Here is a 17928-nt window from a genome sequence, read left to right on the forward strand (position 1 = left end):
CTCGCGGGGCCTGTGCCTCCGGCGTTGTCGTCAGTCGCCGACGCTCCTTCCCCAAGCTCTCAGCTGCGTTCGCGCAGGGGCCTTCCTGAGGCCCTGGGGTCCGCAGAGTCACCTTTGATGACGCTCGGTACCGTGTGTGGAGTGTTCGGTGGCGTGCGCGGCGATCACGGCCGCCTGGATGCGGCGCTCGACACCGAGCTTGGCCAGCAGACGGGAGATGTGGTTCTTGACCGTCTTCTCCGACAGGTAGAGACGCTTACCGATCTGACTGTTGGTCAGCCCTTCGCCGATCAGAACGAGGACGTCCTTCTCCCGGGGCGACAGCCCCGACAGCGCGTCGTCCTCCGCGGGTTCAGTGCCGAATTCCTCCTCGCGCAGGCTGCTCATCAGCCGTGCCGTGGTCGCCGGGTCGAGGGTCGAGCGCCCGGAAGCCAGTGTGCGGACGGCGGAGACGAGGTCCGAACCCTTGATCTCCTTGAGTACGTAGCCTGCCGCACCGGCCATGATGGCATCGAGCAGCGCCTCGTCGTCGTCGAACGAGGTGAGCATCAGACAGGCCAGTTCCGGCATCCATGAGCGCAGCTCACGGCAGACCGTGATCCCGTCGCCGTCCGGCAGCCGCACATCGAGAATCGCGACATCGGGGCGGAGCGCCGGGCCGCGGACCAGTGCGTGAGCGGCTGTTCCGGCGTCGCCGACGACCTCGATATCGGGTTCCGCGTCCAGCAGATCCTGCACCCCGCGCCTGACGACCTCGTGGTCGTCCAGCAGGAACACGCGGATCGGCTTCTGCGCCGAGAAACCACTATCGTCGCTCATGGCGTCCTCCTCACTGTCGACGTGCTGCCCCCGTCCCGCCCCCCACTCATCGTGGTCCGCGCAGGAGGGCACGCACCAGGGCCGGACTGTCCCACGCCCTGGACCGCTCCCGGCCCAGCGTCTCCACGTCCGCCGCGCGACGGCCGGGCACAGGGAGGCCGACCTCGGCCTGCCCGGAGCGGATGATCCAGAAGCGGTCGGCCCGTCTGCCTTCCTCGAAGAGGCGTGCGCCGAGGACCAGCGGCACCTCACGGGCTGCTTCGTCGAGCAGGCGTGCCCGGCCCTCGGGCAGGAGTACGTCCAGCAGACTCCTGGTTCGCGGCATGGCACCCTCCGTCCCCAACGATGCCGGCCGACCGCCCGGCCCGAACGATATGCATGCTGCACGCATCCTTCGTGGAATCGGTCCGGTCGTCGGGCCTGCCACTGCTCCGCGAGCTTTTCATCCACTCCATCGTGTGCCGCTGACGGTGTACGGCGCTTGGGCCGACCGGCCCGGTCTCGCGCCCGCTCAGCCCATGCCACGGGCCGTGCGGGTGTACCGGATGGAGATACAAGCCCCGGCCCGCACCCCTCGCGACGCGCAGCGGGCAGAGATCGCTGTCGCAGAGGAACGAGCCTGGCCATGACCGAAGAAGTTTTCTCCGGCGAAGACCATGAACGTGGTGCGCCCACTCGCAGGCTGCCGATCCGCGCATGGGACCGCATCCAGCGCCGGGGCAGGGTGCTCCTTGTGGTCTTCCTGCCGGCGGCACCCCATGGCATCGGCTGCCAGGGGCCGCACTGCTGGCACGAAAATCAGGCAAGCTCCGTGCGCACGTCCACGACGCCTTCGACCGTTCGAATGGCCCGAGCCAGCAGTGGCACCAGCGAACGGTTCCGGAGTGGGCCCCGAAGGGTGACGACACCGTCCAGCACGGAGAATTCCACGCGGTCCAGGGGAGAAAGTTCGGCGACAACAGCGGATCTGATTTCCTCGTCGATCTCCTCGTCGGGTCGAAGGAACACCTTCAGCAGGTCGCTGCGGCTCACGACGCCCTCCAGCATGCCGAGGCCGTTGACGACGGGAAGACGTTTCACTTGCTTGCGCGCCATGATGCGGGCGGCCTCGGCGAGGGTGGCATCGGGGTGCACCGTGACAGCCGGGCTCGACATCAGCTCCTCGGCCAGCACCGCGTCGGCTTTGGACGCCTCCTCCAACTGGCCGGGCAGTGCCGGGCCGTCCTGTCGGAACTCCTCCTTCGGCAGCAGGTCCGCCTCGGATACGACCCCGACGACACGGCCCTCGCCTTCGAGTACCGGCACCGCGCTGACCTTCCACTGGTGCATCAGCTCGACGATCTCCTTGTACGACGCCTCGCGGCCGATGGCCACGGCCGTATGGGTCATGACGTCGCTGACGGTGTACCGGGATGCAGCCATGAGGTGCTCCTCGGGCGTGGCTCTTGCAGTGGTGGCACGGCGGTGTACATCACACGAGACCGCCGCTGCCGTGAGGGGCGTAAAGATCGAGCAGACGGATCCGTGCGGCCTGCAACCGGTGGGCGAGAACCTGCCCGACCCAATGGCCGATGGCCGAACCGAAGGCGGGATCTGCGTCCATCATCATCCGTACCGTCGCTGCGTCGAACTCATGGGTACGGACAGGCGTCATCGCCTCGGCTCCGAGGTGCCAGACGTAGGGTTCGAACAGCCAGGACCAGCCCACCAGTTCGCCGGACCCGAGACTCTCGATCGTGGCCGGGGTACTGCCCGGGACGCGGAAGTCCAGGGTGACGGTGCCCGAGCGCAGGATCCAGAAGCGGTCCGCGCGGTCGCCTTCGTGGAAGAGACGGGTTCCCTCGTCGAAATTGACCTCCTGTCCGATCTGCATCAGACGGGCACGGTACGGGGCAGGCAGGGCTGCGTTTATGCGAGTCGGAGATGTGCTCATCGGCGGCCTCCTCTGTGGTCTCCGATTTCAGGATCGCTGGAGAGCGGGTTCACGGACATGGGTCGACCGGCCCCCTGTGTGGACCCGTCCGGCCCGGGGCGGGAGAGTGTTCGATCTTTCGCAGCACTTGGCGGCCCGCCGGCCCAAGGCCGAGGGGGCCAGAGCGCAGGAGCTGCTGTCGGCTCCCGCGGTGTGTGCGTCCGGAGTGGACCGTGGTCGAGGCGGCCCGCTTCATGGAAGTGCAGAACGTCAAACGCCTGCCCGTCGTGGACGAGACGGACAAGCTGCTCGGCATGGTCGGCCGCAGCGACCTGCTGCGGGTCTTCCTGCGCCACGACGACGCCATGGGCACAAGGGGGAACAGTCCGGACAGGTGGCTCTCGCACACCGTCGTTCCAGTTTCGCACGAGACGGAGGCAGTCGGCATGGAGCCGTCGGCCTCGACGGCTCGCCCGAGAGCCTCGCCGCTGCCCATTGGGCCGCCGACGAAGCCGAGCGGCGCAAACTCACACTGTGCCGGCTGCACGCGTGGCCGTCGCTCCCGCGTGTTCCGCCCGCCGTGCAGATGCGCGTCACGATCGGTCTACGTGGCGTTCCTCCAATAGGGGTTGGTCATGCGTGCCCGTCGCGCCTGCCGTGCCGGTGACCATGGGTGGTGCCTGGCGTCATTCCCCGGATGGGCAGATCGTTCACGGCCGGACCGGCCGGTGGCTTGCCGGTGACGGCTGACGCTCTTCCGTAGCGCTGGGCGAGAGGAGCGGCGGTGATGCCGTGTGCGAAGACACTGAGCAGCACGGTGCAGGCGACCACCGGGACGATCATCTGCGAGGCCGGCGGGTCGAGTCCCTCGACCGCCAGCAGAGCGAAGATGACGGATGCCAGCCCGCGTGGGCCGAACCAGCCCACGAACAGGACGGTTTTCCTGTCCAGAGCGCTTCCGGCCAAGGACAGGGCCACTGGCACCATGCGCACCGCTGTCAGGCTCAGTACCGCGTAGAGAAGTGCCTGCCAGGTGAGGTGATCGACGGCGGCCGGTACCAGTACGGCACCGAAGAGCAGCCACACCAGTAGGGAAAACAGCGAAGCGGACTGCTCGACGAACAACAGCACGCGGTGCGGGGCGCCGTGCGCCGATCCGAAGGCCAGGCCGGCGATGAAGGCGGCGACAAAACCGTTGCCGCCGATCGCGATGGCTGAGGTGTAGCCGAGGAGGGCCAATGCCAGTACGCCCGCTCCGGCGATGTCCTCGGTGGCCCAGCCTCTGCGCAGGGCGCAGCGCAGCAGCCATCCTGCTGTGAGCCCGAGTACCGTGCCGTAGACCAGGCCGATGGCGAGTTCCACGAGGGCGCTGCCGGGGGCATGGGTGCCCGTCGTGCTCCCGGCCGCGGCGACTCCGGCCAGGGCGAGTACGACGAACGGGGTGGCGATGCCGTCGTTCAGGCCGCTCTCGACGTTGATGAGCCGGCGGATCCTCGCGGGCACCACCGGATTGACCATCATCGTGGCGCCGAGCGCGGCGTCGGTCGGAGCGACTGCGGCCGCGACGTACAGCGCAGCCCAGCCCGACACTCCGGGGAGCAGGCCCATGGCCAGCAGGGTGCCGAGACCGATGCACATCGGCAGCCCGAGCAACAGAAGCCGTACATACAGACCGAGCTCCGGGCGCAGGGCCCGGAAGGACAACCGCGCGGCATCGGTGAAGAGCACCCAGACCAGCGTGACCTCGGCGAGTGCCCGCACAGTCCCGGGTGAGGGGGCCAGGTCCAGTACTCCGACTCCTTCGCCCAGCAGCAGGCCCAGCAGCACGAACGCCACAGGGGCAGTGAGTTCGACGCGCGCCAGTCGCTGCGAGTACGTACCCCAGAGGAAGAGAAAAAGCAGGATCAGCGAGAAGGTTCCATCCACCCTGAACTCCGTAGTCGTGGCCGCACCGCCCGCGGAGGCCCGATTCTGGGTGGTCGTGGCGTCATGAGGGCCCAGCCGGGGGGAATGACCGCGGCTTTCACCCGAGCGGTGGAATGCATCGACGATGCACGGCCGTACGCCATGGGCTGCCGGGAGGGGACGGACTCGGGGGCGCGGCGCCGCGGGACCTCATTCGTGGGCGATGACGGCGACGGGTGCGGTGGAATGATGGAGGACCGCGTGAGTGATCGGGCCGATGTGCGCGCCGATCGAGGACCGGCGGATGCGACGGCCGACGACTATGAGGCCTGCTTCGGAGCCTGCCTCCAGGAGTTGCTCGGACGCATGTCCGACCGTCACCTGTGCGTCGAGGCTGACCGCCGGGTACATGTCCCGCCAAGGCTTCAGCATGTTGTCCAGGCCGGTGTTCATGCTTTGAGCGATCTGCGCATGGACTTCGGGATTGTACGCGGATCCTGACCCCGCAAGAGGGGGCAGCATCCAGCTGTGCAGCGCACGGAGTGTGCAGGCCCGCCGTGATGCTTCGTCGAAGGCGAAGGCGAGGAGGGCATCGCACGGTCGGCTGATGTCGATGCCCACGACCACGTCGCGGTCCAAGTGGAGTCCCCGGGCGTGCGGCATTGCGTCCTCCGTCGCGCGTACCAGGACAACGGGCCGCTCCACGGCGTGGAGGACAGCCATGCCGACGGAACCGACGAAGAAACCCGTGAGCGTGCCCAGTCCACGGGAGCCGAGGACCAGCATGCCCGCGGCGGCTGTGACACCGACAAGAGAGTCAGCCGGCCGGCCATCGAACGACTGGGTGCTGATGTCCAGCTGGGGGTGTTTCTCTCGAAGCTCGTCGGAAGCGTCGCGCAGGAGGGCCTTTGCCCACTGGCGGCCGACATCGGACCTGGCAGCAGGAATGCCGGGTGGCGATGACCATTCCTCGGCATGCACAAGGTGCAGCGGCACGCTGCGAAGGAGCGCCTCGCGCGCGGCCCAATGGGCCGCCGCGGCGCTTTCTGCGGATCCGTCGAGGCCGACGACAATGCGTTGGTCCATGATGATCTCCCTCGGACGGGACTGGCTTGCGGTCAGGGGACTCGCCTCGCCCACTTGTCCGAACGCGGAGTTCCCGGGACGGAGACGACCTCGCGGGCCATGAACTCACGTACTCGTCGATGTGTCATGGCTTCTCCTGCCACTAGGTGCCCGTTCGTACATCGACCGGCATGTCCTCCTGCTCGTAGCCGAGCCGATTGATCACGTCCACGACTCCGTCGACGCTCCCGCACAGACGCAGGACGATGGGGACGAGGCTGTGCCGTCCCACGGTGCCACTGAGGGTCACGAGACCATCGGCTACTTCGACGGTCAGCGACGACGGACTGAGCCGCAGCGTGTGGGTCAGGACGTCTTCGAGGATCTCCTCCTGGATTGCACGGTCCCTGCGCAGGAAGAGTTGCAGGAGGTCGCTGCGGCTCAGTACTCCGATGAGCCGGCCCTCGCTGTCGACGACCGGGAGTCGCTTGACCTTGTGCTTCTCCATGATGCGGGCCGCGCGGACGACGCTCCACTCGGGTGCCGCAGTGATCGCCGGGTGGCTCATGAGACCGACGGCGGTGTTCACGCCGCTCCCGGACCTGCGCCTGCGGAGCAGGTCGGCTTCGGAGACGACACCCACGGGACACTCCTTCTCGTCCACGACGGGAACGGCCGTGACGCCGAACTCGTCGAGGAGCCGGGCGATTTCCTTGAACGTGGTGCCGCGCTGGACGGTGACAGCCGTGGGTGTCATGAGGTCGGAGACGCTGCGATGCCTCATCGTCGCTCTCCTTCACGCGGGAACTTCGGCATCGAATCGGACCGTCACGTCCACGACTCCCGGCACCGTGCGTGCGACGCGCACACCTGCTCGTCGGGTCGGACCGGTCCCCTCGGACGCCCGGCACCATGCGCACGACGCGCAAACGTCCCGGGTCATGACTTCGGGGACAGTGCGATGCATCATGGTCCGATTTCCCTTCCGCTCGGGGGTGTCAGTCGTGGGCGATGACGGCCACGGGGGCGGTGGCGTGATGCAGGACGGCATGGGCTACCGGTCCGAGATGCGCACCCAGCGGAGAACGGCGCAGGTGTCGGCCGACGACGACGAGGTCCGCGCCTGCCGCCGCTTGGACGAGTTGACCGCCCGCGGATCCCATGAACGTCATCCGGTCCACGCTCACCGACGGGAATTTGTGGCGCCAGGGCAGCAGCCGTTCGTCCAGCATCTGCGTGGCGCGCCGACCTGCTGCCCGTTCGTCGTAGGAGTCGATGAACGGCAACCTGTAGGCGGGCGGAAGCTTCCAGCCGTGGATCGCCCGCAGGGCGCAACCGCGACGGGCGGCCTCTTCGAAGGCAAAGGCGAGAACCTTGTCGGGTGCGTCGTGGTGGTCGACACCCACGATGATCTCGCCGTACGGGGTGGGATCGCCGTGCTCCGGTTCATCCGCCACCCGCACGAGGACCACAGGCGTATCGGTGGCCACGAGTGTCGCCGTGCCCACCGCACCGACGAGGAAGCCCACCAGACTGCCCAGGCCGCGAGAACCGAGGACGAGCAGGCCGACGTCGGCAGCTTCGACAGCCAGGGCTGCGGCCGGTCTGCCGGAGAGGCGCCGGGCGGTGATCTCCAGATGCGGGTGCCGGCGGCGTACATCCTCCAGGGCCCCGGCGAGCGCCTCGTCGGCCCATTGGTCGGCCGTCTCGCGGCCCAGTCGTGGAACGGCGGGGCTGATGGGCCAGGCGATGACGTGGACGAGCCTCAGTGGCACCTGCCGCAAGGACGCCTCCTGGGCGCCCCAAGCGGCGGCCGCCCGGCTCTCGGGGGAGCCGTCGACACCGACGGTCACGAGGTCTTTCATGGCGGGAACCTCCTGCGTGCCGCAGGTCTGCGCTCTGTTCTCAGCCTCGCCCGGCGGAGCAGGGGCGAAGGTGGGGCCATGTGGCCCCCTTGTGGGGCCGACCAGCCCCTCCACGCCGTGGGCGCCTCCGGAAGGGGGAGAACTGTCTGCTCCGAGTGCCTCGACGAAGCTGAGGAAGTTCGGCGAATCCATCTCCAGTCTCTCCCGGAAGCTCTCGCCGGGTGAGAGAGCGGCGTGGTCGGTGCCGGGCACCACGTCTGCCGGCCTGGGTTCTTCCTCCATGTGCCGGATTCCGCGCCCCGCCGGGCCAGCCCCATCAGGGCCCGCGTGCGCCACCAGGAGATCTGGGGTACTCCTCGAATGAGACGAAGCCGCGCTCGGCGCAGATGCTCACACCACCGGTGATCCTCACCGTCGTCCCTGTGTCCTGGTTACGGACCAGGACACAGGGACGACGGACAGCAGTCCGCAAAGGCGGGCTCGCTCACGTCAGTCCAGCTTCCTACGAGACGGAGGCAGTCGTCATGGAGCCAGTCGTCACCGTGGGCCTCGACGGCTCACCCGAGAGCCTTGCCGCTGCCCGTTGGGCCGCCGACGAAGCCGAGCGGCGCAAACTCACACTGCGCCTGTTGCACGCGTGGCCGCTGCTGGTGCCGGAACCGCCCGGCGTTCCTGCGGAGATGGATCAGAACTACTGGGCGAAGCGGATCGTGCACAACGCGCGGGCTGAGCTCCAGGCGCGCCACGCCGGCCTCCCTGTCGTCGGCAACCTGGTTGCCGACGACGCCCAAGACGCGCTGCTGCGAGCGGCGTCGGAGTCCGAGATGATCGTGCTCGGTTCGCGGGGGCTGGCGCCCGTCGAGAGTTATTTCCTGGGAGACATCAGCCTGCCCGTCGTGGCACGGGCCGAGAGGCCGGTGGTTTTGGTGCGTGCCGAAACGAGCGGAGAAGGGCCACAGCCCACTCCAGCTGCGGCAGGCGGCGTAGTGGTGGCACTGAAACTGCACGACTCCCGTGACGACCTGCTCGAATTCGCCTTCGGTACCGCAGCAGCGCGGGGCATGCCTCTTCGGGCCGTCCATGGCCGAAGTCTGCCGCTCGATGCCTACGTGCCCTGGGGCGTGGACCACGACGTGACGGAAAGAATCACGCAGGACGCGCAGAAGCTCCTCAGCCGGACCCTCCGCCCCTGGCGTGAGAAGTTCCCGCTGGTGGAGGTGGCCGAGAGCATCGCTCTCGAAAGCCCCGCCAAGGCAGTCGTACGCGCCGCGGAGGGCGCCGCCCTGCTGGTTGTCGGCCGACGCAAGCATCGTTCCGCTCTGGCGTCACACCTGGGCCCCGTAACCCAAGCCGCCATCCATCACGCGCGGTGTCCTGTTGCCGTCGTCCCCCATGCCTGATATGAGCAAGAGATGGTGGACGCCGACCCCGGGCTCTTCGGGCCCCGATCCGTGACCTGGCAGATGCACGGCGATCCGATGATGTGGGTCGCCGGAGTGCGTGCGCTCTACCTGCAGGCGCTGCACCCGCGCGCCGTACGCGGCGTCATGCAGAACTCCGACTTCCGCAAGGACGCCTGGGGGCGGCTGATGCGTACGGCCGGCTTCGTAGGGACAATCACCTATGGCACCACCGAAGCGGCCGAGAAGGCGGGTGCCCGGGTCCGTAGGATCCACCGGCTCCTCAAGGCCACCGACCCGGTGACCGGGGAGACGTACGGCGTCGACGAACCCGAGCTGCTGCTGTGGGTGCACTGCGCCGAGGTCGATTCCTACCTCCAGGTCGAACGCCGCTCCGGCTTCCCGCTGACCGACGCCCAGGCCGACCGCTACATCGACGAGCACCGCCACAGCGCGCGTCTCGTCGGCCTCGACCCCGCCGACGTACCGGCCTCCACCGCACAGCTCGCCGCCTACTTCGAACGGATGCGGCCACAACTCGCCGCATCCCCGGAGGCGTTGGACGTCGACGACTTCCTGCGCCGTCCCCCCGTTCATCCACTGCTCCTACCGGCGCGCGCACTGCTGTGGCGGCGCGTCGCGGCACTTGCCTACCAGTCACTGCCTCCCTGCGCCCATGAGCTCTACGGCAGACCCGTGGGGCCCGTGCGCACCGTCGACCGCCGCCTGCGCACCGCCGGAGCCGCGCTGCGCTGCATTCCCTCCCGGCTCCGCTGGCAACTCCCGCCCGGTCACATTCTGAACGCGATGGCCCGACTCGGTCCCGGCAGCCGCCCCACCCCGTACAAACTGCGCAGCCAGGCCGCCATACTGGACGGGCCGGGGAGGGCGCAGGGGTAGGCGAAGCGACGGGGGCGACAGCAGGCGATGGCGGACACCAGGCTGATCCAGAGCCGGTACCGGCTGCTCGATCTGATCGGGCGCGGAGGCATGGGCGAGGTATGGCGCGCCCGCGACGAGTCGCTCGGCCGCCATGTGGCCGTCAAATGCCTCAAGCCGATGGGGTCCCAGCACGACCAGTCCTTCACCGGCATCCTGCGCGAACGTTTCCGCCGCGAGGCCCGCGTCGCCGCGGCGCTCCAGCACCGCGGCGTCACCGTCGTCCACGACTTCGGCGAGCACGAGGGCGTCCTCTACCTGGTGATGGAACTCCTTGACGGCCGTAACCTCAGCCAGCTCCTGGAGGACAACAAGCAGCATCCGCTGCCGGTGCCCGACATCGTCGACATCGCCGAACAGGTCGCCGATGCCCTCGGCTACACCCACCAGCAGGGCATCGTGCACCGCGACCTCAAGCCCGCCAACATCATGCGGCTGGCCGATGGCACAGTGAAGATCTGCGACTTCGGCATCGCCAGGCTCGGCCACGACATCGGCTTCACCTCCCGCCTCACCGGTACGGGCATCGCCATGGGCACCCCGCACTACATGTCGCCCGAGCAGATCAGCGGCGGCCATGTCGACCACCGCAGCGACCTCTACTCCTTGGGGTGCGTCCTGTACGAGATCGCCACCGGAGCACCGCCGTTCGACCTCGACGACGCCTGGGCCGTCCTTGTCGGACACCGTGACACCCAGCCCGAGCCCCTTCGCACCCACCGGGCCGAACTCCCCGGATTCTTCGACCGCGTCGTCCTGGAACTGCTGGCCAAGACCCCCGAGGAGCGGCCCGTCGATGCGGGCGACCTGCGGCAGCGGATCGCCGTCGGCCGAACCGGCGAGCAGCCGCAGCTCCAGCCTTCGGGGCAGGTACGGCTCGCGCCGCCCGTTCCCGTCGTGCGTCCCGGGCAGGAGCTGCCGGCCTGGACCCGCGGCATGACCACCGGACACAAGGCGTCCGGCGCCCACCTCGGGCTCGCGCCGCCCGACCACTCCGCCGGCCTCACCGGCGAGTGGACCACCGCCACCGACATGCGGCACCTCACCGGAGGGCTGTCTCCGGTCAGGGCCGAGCGGCCGACCCCGTCTCCGGAACTGCTCTCCCTCCTCGCCAACCGGCACAGCGCTGGCCTCAACCTGGGCAGGCTCGGCCACTGGGAGGAGGCCGGCGAAGTGCACCGTGCGGTCGCCGCCGAACGCGAGCACGCCCTCGGCCCCGACCACCCCGACACGCTCTCCAGCCGCTACGAGGTCGGCTTCACCCTCAGCCGCACCGGGCGCGCGTCGGACGCACTGAGGGAGTTCGGCCGCGTCGCCCAGGGGCGCGAACGCATCCTGGGAGCCGACCACCCGGAGACCCTCGCGGCCCGCCAGGAGATGGCGTACGTCCTGGGCCGGCTCGGCCGGCACTTCGAGGCCCATCAGGTGTACGCGGCGGTCCTCGCCTCCCGGGAACGGTCGATGGGCCCCGACCACCCCGACACCCTGCGCTGCCGCCACAACCTCGCCTTCAACCTGAGCAGGCTCGGCCGCCTGGAGGACTCGTACCGGATGGCCAGGGACGTGTCGTCGGCCCGCACCCGTCTGCTCGGTGCCGACCACCCCGACACCCTGGTCACGCTCTACGAAGTGGCGTACACGCTGGGCCTGCTGGGGCGCTGGACGGAGGCCCTGCAGACCTACCGGGAAGTCGCCCGGGCCCGGTCACGGTCGCTCGGCGCCGACCATCCCGACACGCTCTCCGCCCGCTACGAGGTCGGCATCAGCCTCGGCCGCCTGGGCCGCAGCGCGGAGGCCCTGGAGCTGTATCGCGCCCTCGTCGACGACCGGACCAGGGTGGGCGGCCCCGCCGACCCCGAAACGCTCCGCGCCCGCCACGGCCTCGGCGTAAACCTGGGGCGCCTCGCCCGCTGGGAGGAGGCGCTCGCCGAGGCGCGCGACGTGTGCGCGGTCCGCGAACGCGTCCTTGGCCCCGACCATCCCGACACCCTCGCCAGCCGCCGCGAGGTCGCCGTCGGCCTCGGCTGGCTCGGCCGCTGGGCCGACGCCCTCACCGGCTACAGCCAGGTCGCCGAGGCCCGCGAACGTGTCCTGGGCGCCGACCACCCCGACACCCTCGCCGCCCGCAACGACGAGGCGCACTGCCTGGAGCAGCTCGGCCGGGGACCGGAGGCCGTCGAGCTGTACCGCCGGGTCGCGGCTCTGCGCCGCGGACGGGGAGCGCCGCCGCACTGACCGGACACCACCGCCTCTGGTCAGTGGTGATCGTCCCGTGTTACGAAAGGGCATGCCCGCACCCGACAGCTATGACGCGGTGATCGTGGGCGGCGGCCACAACGGCCTGGTCGCCGCCGCCTACCTCGCCCGCGCCGGACAATCCGTCCTGGTCCTGGAACGCCTCGCCACCACCGGCGGAGCGGCTGTCTCCACCCGCCCCTTCGACGGGGTCGACGCCTGCCTGTCACGCTACTCGTACCTCGTGTCACTGTTGCCGCAGAAGATCGTCCGCGACCTCGGCCTGGACTTCGCCGTACGCAAACGGACCGTCTCCTCGTACACCCCGACCGTGCGCGGCGGCCGCGCCACCGGGCTGCTCGTCAGCGGGGACCGCACCCGGGACTCCTTCGCCGCACTCACCGGCTCGGACCGGGAGTACGAGGCGTGGCGGCGCTTCTACGGCATGACGCGCCGCGTCGCCGAGCGGGCCTTCCCGACGCTCACCGAACCTCTGCCCACCCGCGACACACTGCGCGAGCGGATCGGTGACAAGGAGGCCTGGCGGACACTCTTCGAAGAGCCCATCGGTGTCGCCGTCGAGGAGCACTTCAGCGACGACCTCGTACGCGGAGTCGTTCTCACCGATGCCCTGATCGGCACCTTCGCCGATGCGCACGATCCGTCCCTGCTCCAGAACCACTGCTTCCTCTACCACGTCATCGGCGGGGGAACCGGCGACTGGGACGTCCCGGTCGGTGGCATGGGCGCACTCACCGACGCCCTCGCCCGGGCCGCCCGCGAGGCCGGGGCGGAGATCCGGGTACAGCACGAGGCGACCCGCATCGAGACCGACGGAACACGGGCCGAGATCACCGTCCGCTCACCCGAAGCGGAACATGTCGTCACGGCCGGCAGGGTCCTCGTCAACGCCTCGCCGCAGGCGCTCGCCGCCCTCCTCGGGGACGAACCGCCCACCCCGGCCGAGGGCGCGCAGCTGAAGGTGAACATGCTGCTCACCCGGCTGCCGCGGCTGCGTGACCGCACCGTCGACCCGCGCGAGGCCTTCGCCGGCACGTTCCACATCGCCGAGGGGTACGGGCAGCTCGCCGACGCCTACCGGGACGCGACGGCGGGCCGGCTGCCCGGCGCCCCGCCGTCCGAGATCTACTGCCACTCGCTGACCGACCCGTCGATCCTCGGCCCCGACCTCGCCGCCCGCGGCTACCAGACCCTCACCCTTTTCGGCCTGCACACCCCCGCCCGGCTCTTCGCCGCCGACAACGCGGCGACGCGCGCAGAGCTGCTGACGGCCACGCTCGCCGAACTCGACGCGCACCTGGACGAGCCGATCACCGATTGCCTGGCACGCGACGGGAACGGCGAGCCGTGCATCGAGGCGAAGACACCGCTCGACCTCGAACAGGATCTGCGGCTGCCCGGCGGCCATATCTTCCACCGGGACCTCGCCTTCCCGTACGCCACCGAATCCACCGGCCGGTGGGGTGTGGAGACGGCGCACGCCAATGTGCTGCTGTGCGGGGCGGGTGCCGTACGCGGTGGCGGGGTCAGCGGGGTTCCCGGCCACAACGCCGCGATGGCGGCGCTGGGCCGGTGACCCTATTGCGCCGACGACCGAACACGCCACCTGTGGGGGCGACACGACATTTCCGACTTCACCATGGGGCCAGGGACGCGCTCAGCGAGGCGGTGTGACCAGTCCCATCTCATAGGCGGTGATCACGAGCTGAACCCGGTCCCGGGCGCCCAGCTTGGTGAACAGCCGCGACACGTGCGCCTTGGCCGTGGCCACCGCGATGAAGAGATCCTCCGCGATCTCGGTGTTCGACCGGCCGCGTCCGACCAGGGTCAGCACTTCCCGTTCCCGCTCGGTGATGCCCTCGACCGGCCGTGGAGAGCGCTCCGGGGCAGCCCCGGGGCGCCCGGCGAAATCCGCGATCAGACGGCGCGTCACACCCGGCGCGATCAGTGCGTCGCCGGCTGCGACCACGCGGATCGCCGCGAGGATGTCGTCCAGCGCCATGTCCTTGACCACGAAGCCGCTCGCGCCGGCCCGGAGCGCGCCGTAGACGTGGTCGTCCTCGTCGAAGGTGGTCAGGACAACGACGCGGGTCGTTGCCGGACCGGTCGTGATCAGGCGAGTGGCCTCGATCCCGTCCATGCCGGGCATCCGGATATCCATCACCACGACGTCGGGGCTGACATCCCTGACCAGTTGGACTGCCTCGGCGCCGGTGGCAGCCTCACCGACGACCACCAGGTCGGGGTGATCGGCCATGATCACACGCAGACCGGACCGCACCAACGGCTGGTCGTCGGCGAGCACGACACGGACGGTCATCGGGCCTCCACGGGAACTCCGACGGGTTCGGGCAGCGGCAGCAGCGCTGCCACCCGGAAGCCGCCCTCGGGACGCGGCCCGGCGCTGAGGTGGCCGTGCAGCAGGCCTGCCCGCTCCCGCATGCCTACGATGCCGAAGCCGTGGGCCGAGCCGTTATCGGTGACTCCGCGCCCGTCGTCGACGATCTCCACGGACAACTCCTTGTCCCCGTAGCGGATGGCCACCCGACAACGCCCGGTGCCCGCGTGGCGGACCACGTTGGTCAGCGCCTCCTGCACGATACGGTAGGCGGACAGGTCGATGTCGGCCGGCAAAGGACGCTGCTCCCCAATGCGGCGCACGTCGACGCGTACCCCCGCGTCCGCAGTCGCCGCCGCCAGCCGTTCGATGTCCGCCAGACCCGGCGCGGGCGCGAGAGGCGCCTGCCCCGAGGTCGCCGCGCCCAGGTCGGCCTGACGGAGCGCCACCAGCGTGCGCCGGAGGCCCGACAGGGTCTCTCTGCTGGTGGCCTCGATCGCTCGCAGTGCCTCGCGGGCCTCCGCAGGCTGCGTCTGGATGACCCGGCTGCCCACCCCGGCCTGGATGGCAATGATGCCGATACTGTGCGCGACCATGTCGTGCAACTCCCGAGCGATCCGCAGCCGTTCGGCGGTCACGGCCTCGGCCACCTCCTGCGAACGCAGCGCCACCGCGTGCTCGCGACGCTCGCGACTCAGCAGACCGACCATGCAGGATGCTGCCATCGTCAAGAGTGCGATCACGCCGTTGACGGCCAGATTGTCCCCGTGCGTGAAGCCGCCGATCACCATGAACTGCACGGTGAAAGATACGGCCACGGCGACGATCGAAGCTCGCCGCGTGCAGGTGGCGACAATGAAACCCAGGACGAGGTCCACCGCCAGATACGACAGGAACTGGCCCTGATACGATACCGACAGGCTCGCATGCGCGGAGCTCGGAGGGCCCACCACCACGGCGGTGGATCCGAAGAGCGTCATGGCCAGAGCCAGCAGCGGCGCCCGTCGCAGCACACCGACGAGCAGGCTCGCAGCCAGCAGCGACCCGACACCGTGGACCGTGCCCGAAGCCCGCGGCGCGCCCCCCACCAGCAGAACCACCATGAAGAGGTACAGGACACCCCCCAGCCGGGCCATGACCTTCGTTCTCGTCATCGGTGGTGTGCCCTTTCGAGAGGGAGGTTGCGATGCGGAACGCGCGCAGGCAACGGGGTGGTTGGTGTGGCGTCCATGCTGCGAGACTAACCAGCCGCTGCCTGCGCGTCATCGGCCCGGGGACGTACGCCCGCGGGCCAACCCGGCCGCGCGATTGCCGCCCTGGGCCCCATGCCCGGACGTGGGCCTCCCGGCAGGGTTGTCCCTGTGATCGAAGTCAACGAACTCACCAAGCGCTACGGCGGCAAGGCCGCCGTCGACCATCTGTCCTTCACCGTGCGGCCGGGCCAGGTCACCGGATTCCTCGGCCCCAACGGAGCCGGCAAGACCACCACTCTGCGGATGATCCTCGGCCTGGACGCGCCCACCGGCGGCGCCGCCACCGTCAGCGGCGTCCCGTTCCAGAACCACCCACGCGGACTGCGGCACGTCGGCGCCCTCCTCGATGCCAACCAGGTCCACGGCGGACGCAGCGCAGCGGCCCACCTGTCCGCCCTCGCCCGCAGCAACGGCATCCCGCTGCGTCGGGTGGACCAAGTGCTGCAGGAGGTGGGGCTGGCCGAGGCGGAGACCCGCCGCATCGGCGGGTTCTCGCTCGGCATGAAGCAGCGGCTCGGGATTGCCACCGCCCTCCTCGGCGACCCGCCCGTGCTGATGTTCGACGAGCCGGTCAACGGCATGGACCCGGAAGGCGTGCTCTGGATGCGCCGCCTCTTCCGGCGCCTGGCCGCCGAGGGGCGCACGGTCTTTCTCTCCAGCCACCTGATGTCGGAGATGGAGAACACCGCCGACCAGCTCGTCGTCATCGGCCGGGGCCGACTCATCGCCGCCGAGTCGGTACGGGACTTCGCGGCCCGCAGCACCCGCCCCAGTGTCGTGGTGGGCACGCAGCAGGCCGCCGAGCTGGCAGCGGTGCTGACCGCCGAAGGCGCGTCGGTCGAACCGGAGGGCTCGGCGGGCGCCGAGAAGCTCGCCGTGACCGGGCTGCCGGCGGACCGGATCGGAGCGCTCGCCTTCGAGCACCAGATCCTGCTGAATGAGCTGACCACCCGGACCGCCTCACTGGAGGAGGCCTTCATGGAACTCACCGCCGACAGCGTCGAATACCTGGCAGGACAGCCCCGATGACCACACTCACCTCTGTCACCCCGACCACCTCGGCCGCGCCCGTCGCCGAGCCGCCCGCCCGCTTCCGCGACCTGCTCGCCTCTGAGTGGATCAAGATGCGGTCCCTGCGCTCCACCCCGTGGACGATCACACTCACCACCCTGTTCGTCATCGGGTCCGCCGCCGTGGCGGCACTGGCGGACTACAAGAACTTCGCGAGCTCCAGCCCGAGCACGCGACAGCCCCACGACTTCCTCCCCTTCGACGCCTATCCGTCGGCCGGCTACATGACGCTGATGCTCGTCGCCGGAAGCATCGGCGCCATCACAGTCGTGAGCGAGTACAGCAGCGGCCTGATCCGCACCACCACCGTGGCCGTTCCTGCCCGCAGCTCGGTGGTGCTGGCCAAGGCGGTCGTCACCGCCGCGCTGTGGACCGCCGTCGGCACGGTCATCTCCACCGGTTCCTTCCTGGTCTCCCAGGCCATCCTGAACGGGCGGCACGCCGGGGTCCCGATCACCCACCCCGGGGTGTTCCGGGCGATGGTGGCATCCGCGCTGCTGGCCCCGGTCTGCGCGCTGGTCGGCCTGGGCCTCGGCGTCCTGATCCGGCACAGCGCCGCGACCATGGTCACCAGCGTCTTCACGCTGCTGATCTTGCCCACGCTCTTCTCGCAGAGCGAGCGCTGGTCCGCCGACATCAACCACACGATGGTGGTCAGCGCCTGGAGGCGCCTGGTCCAGAACTGGGGGCCGTCGCCCGAATCCCACATGTTCACCGCCACGGTCCCCGGCTCCTGGATCGTGTACGCGCTCTGGCCGCTGATCGCAGTCGCACTCGCAGCGGTCGTCGTGCGGCACCGCGACGTGTGAACATGCCTCCGGGGCGCGCATGCTGCGCGGCCATCTCGGCGAGGAGGGGCGCAGCCAATTGGCGCACAGCGAAGACGTGTCCCGCCGGGCAGACATCCAGCGCTCGTGCTCGGCAGCCGCGCCACCGCCGACGCCGATCATCTGGAGCGAGCTGTGTTCGTGCTCGCCGCCTTTGTGGCGTCGGCCAGTTGGCAGCTGCTGCTCGCCGGTGGGGGAGCGCTGCTCGGCCGGGGGGGGGGGGGGGGCCGGGGGGGCCCCGGCCCCCCCCCGCGCCCCCCAGCCCCCCCGAACCGGGA

At 69.8% G+C, this 17928-nt stretch carries 16 protein-coding genes and 3 pseudogenes; 9 read left to right on the plus strand and 10 right to left on the minus strand.

Annotation, left to right across the window (positions count from 1 at the left end; genetic code table 11):
• Positions 1–108: 108 nt before the first annotated feature.
• The 4 genes from ABTZ94_RS27910 to ABTZ94_RS27925 form a co-directional block, all read right to left on the minus strand.
• A complete protein-coding gene (locus ABTZ94_RS27910) occupies positions 109–819 on the minus strand; it encodes a response regulator (protein ID WP_351204625.1) in 711 nt (236 codons plus the stop codon).
• 46 nt (positions 820–865) lie between these two features.
• Positions 866–1144 carry a cyclic nucleotide-binding domain-containing protein gene (locus ABTZ94_RS27915; protein WP_351204626.1) on the minus strand — a complete coding sequence of 93 codons (279 nt, stop codon included), beginning with the start codon at positions 1142–1144 and terminating at the stop codon, positions 866–868.
• Positions 1145–1617: 473 nt separating this feature from the next.
• Complete coding sequence (locus tag ABTZ94_RS27920) at positions 1618–2241, minus strand: CBS domain-containing protein (protein WP_351204627.1); 624 nt, start codon at positions 2239–2241, stop codon at positions 1618–1620.
• A 49-nt stretch (positions 2242–2290) separates the two neighbouring features.
• Positions 2291–2752 (minus strand): Crp/Fnr family transcriptional regulator, encoded by a 462-nt coding sequence (locus tag ABTZ94_RS27925; protein WP_351204629.1) that lies wholly within the window; start codon positions 2750–2752, stop codon positions 2291–2293.
• A 124-nt stretch (positions 2753–2876) separates the two neighbouring features.
• Between ABTZ94_RS27925 and ABTZ94_RS27930 the strand changes: the two are divergent.
• Positions 2877–3099: pseudogene (locus tag ABTZ94_RS27930) on the plus strand (CBS domain-containing protein); the annotation flags it as partial.
• A 26-nt stretch (positions 3100–3125) separates the two neighbouring features.
• A pseudogene (locus tag ABTZ94_RS27935) lies at positions 3126–3314 on the plus strand (universal stress protein); the annotation flags it as partial.
• A gap of 50 nt (positions 3315–3364) precedes the next feature.
• On the opposite strand, the gene ABTZ94_RS27940 reads toward ABTZ94_RS27935, so the two are convergent.
• The 4 genes from ABTZ94_RS27940 to ABTZ94_RS27955 form a co-directional block, all read right to left on the minus strand.
• The gene (locus tag ABTZ94_RS27940) at positions 3365–4657 is read right to left on the minus strand and encodes a cation:proton antiporter domain-containing protein (RefSeq protein ID WP_351204631.1); all 1293 of its coding nucleotides are present in this window, start codon (positions 4655–4657) and stop codon (positions 3365–3367) included.
• Between the two features lie 189 nt (positions 4658–4846).
• Positions 4847–5722: a universal stress protein gene (locus tag ABTZ94_RS27945; RefSeq protein WP_351204633.1), complete on the minus strand. Its 876-nt coding sequence runs from the start codon at positions 5720–5722 to the stop codon at positions 4847–4849.
• Positions 5723–5864: 142 nt separating this feature from the next.
• Complete coding sequence (locus ABTZ94_RS27950; RefSeq protein WP_351204635.1) at positions 5865–6485, minus strand: CBS domain-containing protein; 621 nt, start codon at positions 6483–6485, stop codon at positions 5865–5867.
• Between the two features lie 214 nt (positions 6486–6699).
• Entirely contained in the window at positions 6700–7566 is an 867-nt protein-coding gene (locus tag ABTZ94_RS27955) for a universal stress protein (protein ID WP_351204637.1), read from the minus strand.
• A gap of 524 nt (positions 7567–8090) precedes the next feature.
• Here ABTZ94_RS27955 and ABTZ94_RS27960 point away from each other — a divergent pair.
• From ABTZ94_RS27960 to ABTZ94_RS27975, 4 genes are read left to right on the plus strand one after another with little or no spacing between them, the layout of a single operon-like run.
• On the plus strand, positions 8091–8966 hold the full coding sequence (locus tag ABTZ94_RS27960; protein WP_351204639.1) for a universal stress protein: 876 nt from the start codon (positions 8091–8093) through the stop codon (positions 8964–8966).
• 12 nt (positions 8967–8978) lie between these two features.
• The gene (locus tag ABTZ94_RS27965) at positions 8979–9866 is read left to right on the plus strand and encodes an oxygenase MpaB family protein (protein ID WP_351204641.1); all 888 of its coding nucleotides are present in this window, start codon (positions 8979–8981) and stop codon (positions 9864–9866) included.
• 27 nt (positions 9867–9893) lie between these two features.
• The gene (locus tag ABTZ94_RS27970) at positions 9894–12140 is read left to right on the plus strand and encodes a serine/threonine-protein kinase (RefSeq protein WP_351204643.1); all 2247 of its coding nucleotides are present in this window, start codon (positions 9894–9896) and stop codon (positions 12138–12140) included.
• A gap of 52 nt (positions 12141–12192) precedes the next feature.
• Complete coding sequence (locus ABTZ94_RS27975) at positions 12193–13737, plus strand: phytoene desaturase family protein (RefSeq protein ID WP_351204645.1); 1545 nt, start codon at positions 12193–12195, stop codon at positions 13735–13737.
• Positions 13738–13818: 81 nt separating this feature from the next.
• On the opposite strand, the gene ABTZ94_RS27980 is transcribed toward ABTZ94_RS27975, so the two are convergent.
• Together ABTZ94_RS27980 and ABTZ94_RS27985 are read right to left on the minus strand one after the other, a co-directional pair.
• Positions 13819–14481, minus strand: a complete 663-nt coding sequence (locus tag ABTZ94_RS27980; RefSeq protein WP_351204647.1) for a response regulator — start codon at positions 14479–14481, stop codon at positions 13819–13821.
• Entirely contained in the window at positions 14478–15653 is a 1176-nt protein-coding gene (locus tag ABTZ94_RS27985) for a sensor histidine kinase (protein ID WP_351204649.1), read from the minus strand. Before ABTZ94_RS27985 ends, ABTZ94_RS27980 begins: the two co-directional genes overlap by 4 nt.
• 207 nt (positions 15654–15860) lie before the next feature.
• Between ABTZ94_RS27985 and ABTZ94_RS27990 the strand changes: the two genes are divergently transcribed.
• From ABTZ94_RS27990 to ABTZ94_RS28000, 3 genes and pseudogenes are all read left to right on the plus strand, one after another.
• The gene (locus ABTZ94_RS27990) at positions 15861–16781 is read left to right on the plus strand and encodes an ATP-binding cassette domain-containing protein (protein ID WP_351204651.1); all 921 of its coding nucleotides are present in this window, start codon (positions 15861–15863) and stop codon (positions 16779–16781) included.
• Positions 16778–17632, plus strand: coding sequence for an ABC transporter permease (locus ABTZ94_RS27995; RefSeq protein ID WP_351204653.1), 855 nt, complete (start codon positions 16778–16780; stop codon positions 17630–17632). The genes ABTZ94_RS27990 and ABTZ94_RS27995 overlap by 4 nt, the downstream gene beginning before the upstream one ends.
• A 99-nt stretch (positions 17633–17731) precedes the next feature.
• Positions 17732–17928, plus strand: a pseudogene (locus ABTZ94_RS28000) (hypothetical protein); the annotation flags it as partial.

The sequence above is a fragment of the Streptomyces sp. NPDC002785 genome, from assembly GCF_040295565.1.
Classification (GTDB): Bacteria; Actinomycetota; Actinomycetes; order Streptomycetales; family Streptomycetaceae; genus Streptomyces.

Excerpts from the sequence above, each read along its gene's own strand:
- ABTZ94_RS27910 (WP_351204625.1), bottom strand. The coding sequence starts at position 819 with ATGAGCGACGATAGTGGTTTCTCGGCGCAGAAGCCGATCCGCGTGTTC.
- ABTZ94_RS27915 (WP_351204626.1), bottom strand. The coding sequence starts at position 1,144 with ATGCCGCGAACCAGGAGTCTGCTGGACGTACTCCTGCCCGAGGGCCGG.
- ABTZ94_RS27920 (WP_351204627.1), bottom strand. The coding sequence starts at position 2,241 with ATGGCTGCATCCCGGTACACCGTCAGCGACGTCATGACCCATACGGCC.
- ABTZ94_RS27925 (WP_351204629.1), bottom strand. The coding sequence starts at position 2,752 with ATGAGCACATCTCCGACTCGCATAAACGCAGCCCTGCCTGCCCCGTAC.
- ABTZ94_RS27945 (WP_351204633.1), bottom strand. The coding sequence starts at position 5,722 with ATGGACCAACGCATTGTCGTCGGCCTCGACGGATCCGCAGAAAGCGCC.
- ABTZ94_RS27950 (WP_351204635.1), bottom strand. The coding sequence starts at position 6,485 with ATGAGGCATCGCAGCGTCTCCGACCTCATGACACCCACGGCTGTCACC.
- ABTZ94_RS27955 (WP_351204637.1), bottom strand. The coding sequence starts at position 7,566 with ATGAAAGACCTCGTGACCGTCGGTGTCGACGGCTCCCCCGAGAGCCGG.
- ABTZ94_RS27960 (WP_351204639.1), top strand. The coding sequence starts at position 8,091 with ATGGAGCCAGTCGTCACCGTGGGCCTCGACGGCTCACCCGAGAGCCTT.
- ABTZ94_RS27965 (WP_351204641.1), top strand. The coding sequence starts at position 8,979 with ATGGTGGACGCCGACCCCGGGCTCTTCGGGCCCCGATCCGTGACCTGG.
- ABTZ94_RS27970 (WP_351204643.1), top strand. The coding sequence starts at position 9,894 with ATGGCGGACACCAGGCTGATCCAGAGCCGGTACCGGCTGCTCGATCTG.
- ABTZ94_RS27975 (WP_351204645.1), top strand. The coding sequence starts at position 12,193 with ATGCCCGCACCCGACAGCTATGACGCGGTGATCGTGGGCGGCGGCCAC.
- ABTZ94_RS27980 (WP_351204647.1), bottom strand. The coding sequence starts at position 14,481 with ATGACCGTCCGTGTCGTGCTCGCCGACGACCAGCCGTTGGTGCGGTCC.
- ABTZ94_RS27985 (WP_351204649.1), bottom strand. The coding sequence starts at position 15,653 with ATGACGAGAACGAAGGTCATGGCCCGGCTGGGGGGTGTCCTGTACCTC.
- ABTZ94_RS27995 (WP_351204653.1), top strand. The coding sequence starts at position 16,778 with ATGACCACACTCACCTCTGTCACCCCGACCACCTCGGCCGCGCCCGTC.